This window comes from Streptococcus sp. 2106 (assembly GCF_013277315.1).
Lineage (GTDB): Bacteria > Bacillota > Bacilli > Lactobacillales > Streptococcaceae > Streptococcus > Streptococcus pseudopneumoniae.
Genome location: NZ_VMMS01000083.1, coordinates 1 through 9164, shown reverse-complemented (window position 1 = coordinate 9164; position 9164 = coordinate 1). Strand labels below are relative to the sequence as shown.

The 9164-nt window shown below is 40.6% G+C and carries 6 protein-coding genes; all 6 read left to right on the top strand.

Going from position 1 to position 9164, the window contains the following annotated elements; all coding sequences use genetic code 11:
* The first annotated feature begins 413 nt into the window (after positions 1-413).
* The 6 genes from HT723_RS08925 (at position 414) to holA (ending at position 9028) form a co-directional block, all read left to right on the top strand.
* The gene (locus HT723_RS08925; protein ID WP_172935060.1) at positions 414-2594 is read left to right on the top strand and encodes a PTS transporter subunit IIBC; all 2181 of its coding nucleotides are present in this window, start codon (positions 414-416) and stop codon (positions 2592-2594) included.
* Between the two features lie 51 nt (positions 2595-2645).
* A complete protein-coding gene (locus tag HT723_RS08920; RefSeq protein ID WP_172935059.1) occupies positions 2646-3461 on the top strand; it encodes an endonuclease/exonuclease/phosphatase family protein in 816 nt (271 codons plus the stop codon).
* A 201-nt stretch (positions 3462-3662) separates the two neighbouring features.
* Positions 3663-5006 carry a DEAD/DEAH box helicase gene (locus HT723_RS08915; protein WP_172935058.1) on the top strand — a complete coding sequence of 448 codons (1344 nt, stop codon included), beginning with the start codon at positions 3663-3665 and terminating at the stop codon, positions 5004-5006.
* Between the two features lie 495 nt (positions 5007-5501).
* A complete protein-coding gene (gene metK, locus HT723_RS08910) occupies positions 5502-6692 on the top strand; it encodes a methionine adenosyltransferase (protein WP_172935057.1) in 1191 nt (396 codons plus the stop codon).
* 329 nt (positions 6693-7021) lie between these two features.
* Positions 7022-7957, top strand: coding sequence for a dihydroorotate oxidase (locus HT723_RS08905; protein ID WP_000255155.1), 936 nt, complete (start codon positions 7022-7024; stop codon positions 7955-7957).
* Between the two features lie 33 nt (positions 7958-7990).
* Positions 7991-9028 carry a DNA polymerase III subunit delta gene (gene holA, locus HT723_RS08900; RefSeq protein WP_172935056.1) on the top strand — a complete coding sequence of 346 codons (1038 nt, stop codon included), beginning with the start codon at positions 7991-7993 and terminating at the stop codon, positions 9026-9028.
* Positions 9029-9164: the final 136 nt, after the last annotated feature.

Genomic DNA, 9164 nt, shown 5'->3' with positions numbered 1-9164 from the left:
GATTTAGGTAAAATAATTATTTTTATGAGGAGGTTGTAAAATCTCCTTTTTTGCTACAAGAGTTTTTGAAAAGGGACTTCTAATACTCAATGGAAATCAAAGAGCAAACTAGGTAGCTCGCCACAGGATGCTCAAAATACTGATTTGAGGTTGTAGAAAGTCAGTCACATATATACGGTAAGACGACGCTGACGTGGTTTGAAGAGATTTTCGAAGAGTATAAAGAAGTTGCTCAGAGAAGATTCTTGATGGCTAATTTGAACTTGAAATTTAGCACCTAGAAAATTTTTGAAAAAAGAGGATTTTTTTGAATAAAAGCCTTTACAAAAAAAATTAAAGTGGTATAATTAAATCATAAAAGGTGCAAACGTTTTCGTAAAACGTTTGCCTAAATAAAAATAAAGGAGATTTGAATGATGAAAGATACATTCAAAAATGTCTTGTCTTTCGAATTTTGGCAAAAATTCGGTAAGGCTTTGATGGTGGTTATCGCGGTTATGCCGGCTGCTGGTTTGATGATTTCAATCGGTAAGTCTATCGTGATGATTAACCCTAACTTTGCTCCACTCGTTATTACTGGTGGTGTCCTAGAGCAAATCGGTTGGGGGGTTATCGTTAACCTTCATATCTTGTTTGCCCTCGCTATTGGAGGAAGCTGGGCTAAGGAACGTGCTGGTGGTGCGTTTGCGGCAGGTCTTGCCTTTATCCTAATCAACCGTATCACTGGTACAATCTTTGGTGTATCAGGAGACATGTTGAAGAATCCAGAAGCTATGGTAACAACTCTCTTTGGTGGATCAATCAAAGTTGCTGATTACTTCATTAGTGTTATGGAAGCTCCAGCACTTAACATGGGTGTATTCGTAGGGATTATTTCTGGTTTTATTGGAGCAACTGCTTACAATAAATACTATAACTTCCGTAAGCTTCCTGATGCACTTTCATTCTTTAACGGAAAACGTTTTGTACCATTTGTAGTTATTCTTCGTTCAGTAATTGCTGCAATTCTACTTTCAGCTTTCTGGCCACTTGTGCAAACTGGTATCAATAGCTTTGGTATCTGGATTGCCAACTCACAAGAAACTGCTCCAATCCTTGCACCATTCTTGTATGGTACATTGGAACGTTTGCTCTTGCCATTTGGTCTTCACCACATGTTGACTATCCCAATGAACTACACAGCTCTTGGTGGTACTTATGATGTCTTAACTGGTGCAGCAAAAGGTAGCCAAGTATTTGGTCAAGATCCACTTTGGCTTGCATGGGTAACAGACCTTGTAAACCTTAAAGGTACTGATGCTAGTCAATACCAACACTTGTTAGATACAGTACATCCAGCTCGTTTCAAAGTTGGACAAATGATCGGTTCATTCGGTATCTTGATGGGTGTGGTTGTGGCTATCTACCGTAATGTTGATGCTGACAAGAAACACAAATACAAAGGTATGATGATTGCGACAGCTCTTGCAACATTCTTGACAGGGGTTACTGAACCAATCGAATACATGTTCATGTTCGTCGCAACACCTATGTATCTTGTTTACTCACTTGTTCAAGGTGCTGCCTTCGCTATGGCTGACGTCGTAAACCTACGTATGCACTCATTCGGTTCAATCGAGTTCTTGACTCGTACACCTATTGCAATCAGTGCTGGTATCGGTATGGATATCATTAACTTCATTTGGGTAACTGTTCTCTTTGCTGTAATCATGTACTTTATCGCAAACTTCATGATTCAAAAATTCAACTACGCAACTCCAGGGCGTAACGGAAACTACGAAACTGCTGAAGGTTCAGAAGAATCTAGCAGCGAAGTGAAAGTTGCAGCAGGTTCTCAAGCTGTAAATATTATCAACCTTCTTGGTGGACGTGCAAACATCGTTGATGTTGACGCATGTATGACTCGTCTTCGTGTAACTGTTAAAGATGCAGATAAAGTAGGAAATACAGAGCAATGGAAAGCAGAAGGAGCTATGGGGCTTGTCATGAAAGGACAAGGGGTTCAAGCTATCTACGGACCAAAAGCTGACGTATTGAAATCTGATATCCAAGATATCCTTGATTCAGGTGAAATCATTCCTGAAACTCTTCCAAGTCAAATGACTGAAGCACAACAAAACACTGTACACTACAAAGGTGTAACAGAGGAAGTTTACTCAGTAGCAGACGGTCAAGTTGTTGCCTTGGAACAAGTGAAAGATCCAGTGTTTGCTCAAAAAATGATGGGTGACGGATTTGCAGTAGAACCTGCAAATGGAAACATTGTATCTCCAGTTTCAGGTACTGTATCAAGTATCTTCCCTACAAAACATGCTCTTGGTCTTGTGACTGAAGCGGGTCTTGAAGTACTTGTTCACATTGGTTTGGACACAGTAAGTCTTGAAGGCAAACCATTTACTGTTCATGTAGCTGAAGGACAAAAAGTTGCAGCAGGTGATCTTCTTGTCACAGCTGACTTGGATGCTATCCGTGCAGCAGGTCGTGAAACTTCAACAGTGGTTGTCTTCACAAATGCTGAAGCTATTAAATCAGTTAAATTAGAAAAAACAGGTTCTCTTGCAGCTAAAACAGCAGTTGCTAAAGTAGAATTGTAATATACTTGAGGTTGGAAGCTGTTTTCCAACCTCTTGTTTTGGGAGAAAAGCATGAAATTTTTAACACTCAATACTCATAGCTGGATGGAAAAAGAAGCTGAGGAAAAATTCCAGCTCTTGCTTGAAGATATTCTTGATAAAGATTATGATTTGATTTGTTTCCAAGAAATCAATCAGGAGATTACTTCGCCAGAGGTGGAGGTTAATGACCTTTATCAAGCTTTGCCAGCAGCTGAGCCTATTCACCAAGACCATTATGTTAGACTTTTGGTTGAAAAGTTGTCTGAGCAAGGAAAAGATTACTACTGGACTTGGGCCTATAACCATATCGGTTATGACCGCTACCACGAAGGTGTGGCTATTTTGTCTAAAACACCTATTGAAGCCAGAGAAATTTTGGTTTCAGATGTGGATGATCCAACAGACTATCATACTCGCCGTGTTGCCTTGGCTGAAACTGTAGTCGATGGTCAGGAGCTTGCAGTTGCAAGTGTCCACCTTTCTTGGTGGGATAAAGGTTTCCAAGAAGAATGGGCACGATTTGAGGCTGTCTTGAAAGAATTGAACAAGCCGCTTTTGCTAGCTGGAGATTTCAACAACCCAGCCGGTCAGGAAGGTTACCAAGCTATTTTAGCTAGTCCATTAGGCTTACAAGACGCATTTGAAGTTGCTCAAGAGAAAAGTGGTAGCTATACTGTTCCACCAGAAATAGATGGATGGAAAGGGAACACTGAACCCCTTCGAATCGACTATGTTTTTACTAGCAAGGAGTTAGCGGTAGAAAATTTACATGTCGTATTTGATGGCAACAATAGTCCGCAAGTGAGTGATCACTATGGCTTGAATGCTATTTTAAACTGGAAATAATAACTGATACTCTTCGAAAATCAAATTCAAACCACGTCAACGTCGCCTTNNATTTTCATTGAGTATGAAAAGAGGTTGGAATTCTCAAATTCCAGCCTTTTTCTGACTAGAAAAGTTACTGGAAATAGCCTAATAAAGTGAGACTACTGAAATGGAATAAAATGTGGTATAATTGATAAGATAGATAGAATCGAGGATAGTATGTCATTTACGAAATTTCAATTTAAAAACTATATTAGAGAAGCCTTGGAGGAGTTGAAATTTACAACTCCAACAGAGGTACAAGATAAGTTGATTCCCATTGTCTTGGTAGGCCGAGATTTGGTTGGAGAATCAAAAACAGGTTCGGGTAAGACTCACACTTTCCTATTGCCGATTTTTCAGCAATTAGATGAAACCAGCGATAGTGTTCAAGCAGTCATTACTGCACCGAGTCGTGAATTAGCTACTCAAATTTACCAAGCAGCTCGTCAGATTGCAGCCCACTCAGACGTGGAAGTTCGTGTGGTTAATTATGTGGGTGGTACGGATAAGGCTCGCCAGATTGAGAAATTGGCAAGCAATCAGCCTCATATTGTTATTGGAACACCAGGCCGTATTTACGACTTGGTTAAATCCGGTGATTTGGCTATTCACAAGGCTAAGACCTTTGTGATTGATGAGGCAGACATGACCTTGGATATGGGATTCTTGGAAACTGTTGATAAGATTGCTGGCAGCCTTCCAAAAGACCTGCAATTCATGGTCTTCTCAGCGACTATTCCACAAAAATTGCAACCATTCTTGAAAAAATACTTGTCAAATCCTGTTATGGAGAAAATCAAGACCAAGACGGTCATTTCTGATACCATTGATAATTGGTTGATTTCGACCAAGGGACGTGATAAGAATGCTCAAATTTACCAGTTGACTCAGTTGATGCAGCCTTATTTGGCAATGATTTTTGTTAACACTAAAACGCGTGCTGATGAATTGCATTCTTACCTGACTGCTCAAGGCTTGAAGGTAGCGAAAATTCATGGAGATATTGCCCCTCGTGAGCGCAAGCGTATCATGAATCAGGTGAAAAATCTGGATTTTGAGTATATTGTCGCAACAGACTTGGCAGCGCGTGGGATTGACATTGAAGGTGTTAGCCATGTCGTCAATGATGCCATTCCGCAAGACTTATCCTTCTTCGTGCACCGTGTTGGTCGTACCGGACGCAATGGCCTACCAGGCACAGCCATTACCCTTTATCAACCAAGCGATGACTCGGATATCCGTGAGTTGGAGAAATTGGGAATCAAGTTTACTCCTAAGATGGTCAAAGACGGGGAATTTCAAGATACCTATGACCGTGATCGTCGTGCTAATCGTGAGAAGAAGCAAGATAAGCTTGATATTGAGATGATTGGTCTGGTTAAAAAGAAAAAGAAAAAAGTCAAACCGGGTTATAAGAAGAAAATTCAATGGGCGGTTGATGAAAAGCGCCGTAAGACCAAGCGTGCAGAAAATCGCGCTCGAGGTCGTGCAGAGCGTAAAGCAAAACGCCAAACATTTTAATAGTAATTGTTGGAGTACTGAGCTCCAACTTTTTGCTTTATGAGAACGAACTATCTAAACCGAAACACTACATTAAAGACTGCAAATTGTGTTTAAAAATGGTATAATGATAAAGTTATATAGTCCCGATAAGATGGTAGGTATTTCTATTTTTTCTTGCGAGTTGCAACTCGCAAAGACTGACGGCTCCAAAGTAGTCGCTCGTCATTCTACGGTTGCCGCTATAAGGCGGTCAACCTATGCGCCTTACTAGTTTCAGAAATAAAAAAGTATTGTTTTTATTTCTTTCGCGTCGTAACTCGCAAAGACTGACGGCTCCAAAGTCGCTCGTCATTTTACGGTTGCCGCTATAGGGCAGTCACCCTATGCGCCTTACTAGTTTCAGAAATAAAAGAGTGTCGTTTTTATTTCTTTCGCGTCGTAACTCTTAGAAAATGAAAATACCTACCAGTACTTTGTAACTCTATAACACTATTTTTAAGGGGGGACATTTTTATGTCAGAACGTAAATTATTCACGTCTGAATCTGTATCTGAGGGGCATCCAGATAAGATTGCAGACCAAATTTCAGATGCGATTTTGGATGCTATTTTAGCAGAGGATCCAGAGGCGCACGTTGCTGCTGAGACAGCTGTCTATACTGGTTCCGTCCACGTTTTTGGTGAAATTTCTACAAATGCCTATGTGGATATTAACCGTGTGGTTCGTGATACCATTGCAGAGATTGGTTATACCAATACAGAATATGGTTTTTCTGCTGAGACAGTGGGAGTTCATCCGTCACTTGTTGAGCAGTCACCAGATATTGCCCAAGGTGTTAACGAAGCCTTGGAGGTTCGTGGAAATGCAGACCAAGATCCACTTGATTTGATCGGTGCTGGAGACCAAGGGCTCATGTTTGGATTTGCAGTGGATGAAATAGAAGAGCTCATGCCATTGCCAATCTCACTCAGTCATAAATTGGTTCGTCGTCTGGCAGAACTTCGTAAATCTGGGGAAATTAGCTATCTTCGCCCAGATGCTAAATCACAAGTTACGGTTGAGTATGATGAAAATGACCGTCCAGTACGTGTGGACACAGTTGTTATTTCAACTCAGCACGATCCAGAAGTCAGCAACGAACAAATTCACAATGATGTCATTAACAAGGTTATCAAAGAGGTTATTCCAGCTTCCTACTTGGATGAGCAAACAAAATTCTTCATCAATCCTACTGGTCGTTTTGTAATCGGTGGACCTCAAGGGGACTCAGGTTTGACTGGTCGTAAGATTATCGTAGATACTTATGGTGGCTACTCTCGTCACGGTGGTGGTGCTTTCTCTGGTAAAGATGCGACTAAGGTAGACCGTTCTGCGTCATATGCGGCTCGCTATATTGCCAAGAATATCGTTGCAGCAGGTCTTGCTAAGAAAGCAGAAGTGCAATTGGCCTATGCTATCGGTGTTGCTCAACCCGTCTCTGTTCGTATCGATACCTTTGGTACAGGAACAGTAGCTGAAAGCAAGCTTGAAAAAGCAGCTCGTCAAATATTTGATCTTCGTCCTGCAGGGATAATCCAAATGCTGGACCTCAAGCGTCCAATCTACCGTCAAACAGCAGCTTATGGACACATGGGACGTACAGATATTGACCTCCCATGGGAACGTTTGGACAAGGTAGATTCTTTAAAAGAAGCAGTCAAATAGGATTTTAAGAGGGGAACTTCCTCTCTTTTTTATAGTTTTTAACTATGCTGGGATACTGTTCTGAAAATCCATTTTGCGAAAGTAGAGATTTACATGTATTTCGTTAAAAATGATAAAGGTTGAGATTTCTCCTTGTTGCTTGGACTTCATTCAAAAGTCTGTTACCCAAGCCTTGTTCAAACTTCCAATACACTAGCTGTTTCCATAGCATGACTTCTGCACTAGACTTTCTTTTCCGAATAAATAGATAGAACCACAGAATCTAGTAAACCTAGAATTAAAATTATGGTATAATATTAGCAATAAAAAGAATCTGGAGGATTAGAATCATGGTATCAACGAAAACACAAATTGCTGGTTTTGAGTTTGACAATTGCTTGATGAATGCAGCAGGTGTGGCTTGTATGACGATAGAGGAGTTAGAAGAGGTCAAAAACTCAGCGGCAGGAACCTTTGTTACTAAGACAGCAACCTTGGACTTTCGTCAGGGAAATCCTGAGCCACGCTATCAAGATGTCCCACTTGGTTCTATCAATTCTATGGGCTTGCCAAATAAGGGCTTAGACTATTATTTGGATTATCTTTTGGATTTACAGGAAAAAGAGCCAAACCGAACTTTCTTCTTATCTCTGGTTGGAATGTCTCCAGAGGAAACCCATACTATCTTGAAAAAAGTCCAAGAGAGTGATTTTCGTGGTCTGACTGAGCTAAATCTTTCCTGTCCAAATGTTCCAGGTAAACCTCAGATTGCCTATGATTTTGAGACAACAGACCGGATTTTGGCAGAGGTGTTTGCCTACTTCACCAAACCTCTTGGAATTAAATTGCCACCATATTTTGATATTGTTCACTTTGACCAAGCGGCAGCTATTTTCAACAAGTATCCGCTCAAGTTTGTCAACTGCGTCAACTCTATCGGAAACGGCCTTTATATAGAAGATGAGTCTGTCGTTATCCGTCCTAAAAATGGTTTTGGGGGGATTGGTGGAGAGTATATTAAACCAACTGCTTTAGCTAATGTTCACGCCTTTTATCAACGCTTAAATCCCCAGATCCAAATCATTGGAACAGGTGGCGTGTTGACTGGTCGTGATGCCTTTGAACATATTCTCTGTGGAGCGAGTATGGTGCAGGTGGGAACCACCCTTCACAAAGAAGGCGTCGGTGCCTTTGACCGCATTACCAATGAACTAAAAGCAATCATGGCGGAAAAAGGATACGAGAGCTTAGAAGATTTCCGTGGGAAATTGCGCTATATTGACTAAATTAAATCGAAAAATCAGAAGAAAGGAGAGAAGATGCTAGCCATTGAAGAGAGTCAGAAGTTGACTTTATCAAATTTACCTAGCCTGAGCCTTTTTACAGGGACAGATCAGGGTCAGTTTGAAGTTATGAAGAGTCAAGTATTGAAACAGATTGGCTATGATTCTGCTGACCTCAACTTTGCCTACTTTGATATGAAAGAAGTGGTCTACAAGGATGTGGAACTGGAGTTGGTCAGCCTTCCTTTCTTTGCGGATGAGAAAATCGTGATATTAGACCATTTTGTAGATATCACAACAGCCAAGAAACGCTTTTTGACAGATGATGAGCTTAAGTCATTTGAGGAATACCTTGACAATCCTTCTCCAACAACCAAGTTGATAATCTTTGCAGAAGGAAAGCTGGATAGCAAAAGACGGTTAGTCAAATTACTTAAGCGTGATGCCAAGGCCTTCGATGCAGTAGAAGTAAAAGAACAAGAATTGCGCCAGTATTTCCAAAAGTGGAGTCAGAAACAAGGTCTGCAGTTTATCAATCATTCTTTTGAAAATCTCCTCATTAAGTCGGGGTTTCAATTTAGCGAAATCCAGAAAAATCTTCTATTTTTACAGTCCTATAAGGCGGATTCTGTTATCGAGGAAGAGGATATTGTTAACGCAATTCCCAAGACCTTGCAGGACAATATTTTTGATTTAACTCAGTTTATTCTGACTAAAAAGATGGATCAGGCGCGCGATTTGGTGAGAGACTTGACCTTGCAAGGGGAAGATGAAATCAAACTGATTGCAGTCATGCTGGGACAATTTCGGACTTTTACTCAGGTGAAGATTTTGGCGGAGTCTGGCCAAACAGAATCGCAGATTGCAAGTAGTTTAGGTAGTTATCTGGGACGTAACCCAAATCCTTATCAAATCAAGTTTGCATTAAGAGATTCAAGAGGACTTTCTTTGAGCTTTTTGAAGCAAGTAATTTCCTACTTGATTGAGACAGACTATCAGATTAAGACAGGACTCTATGAAAAAGGTTTCCTTTTTGAAAAGGCACTCTTACAGATTGCTAGTCAGGTCAATTGACATTTGTTGAAACTACAACCCGCGTCAGGATTATCTTGTCGTGGGTTTCTTGCTGATTTGCTTATTTTATACTCAATGAAAATCAAAGAGCAAACTAGGAAACTAGCTGCAGGCTGCTCAAAGCACTGCTTTGAGG

What these genes read in the sequence shown, in the direction of transcription:
- holA (WP_172935056.1), top strand. Translation starts at nt 7,991, where the DNA reads ATGCTAGCCATTGAAGAGAGTCAGAAGTTGACTTTATCAAATTTACCT.
- HT723_RS08920 (WP_172935059.1), top strand. Translation starts at nt 2,646, where the DNA reads ATGAAATTTTTAACACTCAATACTCATAGCTGGATGGAAAAAGAAGCT.
- metK (WP_172935057.1), top strand. Translation starts at nt 5,502, where the DNA reads ATGTCAGAACGTAAATTATTCACGTCTGAATCTGTATCTGAGGGGCAT.
- HT723_RS08905 (WP_000255155.1), top strand. Translation starts at nt 7,022, where the DNA reads ATGGTATCAACGAAAACACAAATTGCTGGTTTTGAGTTTGACAATTGC.
- HT723_RS08915 (WP_172935058.1), top strand. Translation starts at nt 3,663, where the DNA reads ATGTCATTTACGAAATTTCAATTTAAAAACTATATTAGAGAAGCCTTG.
- HT723_RS08925 (WP_172935060.1), top strand. Translation starts at nt 414, where the DNA reads ATGATGAAAGATACATTCAAAAATGTCTTGTCTTTCGAATTTTGGCAA.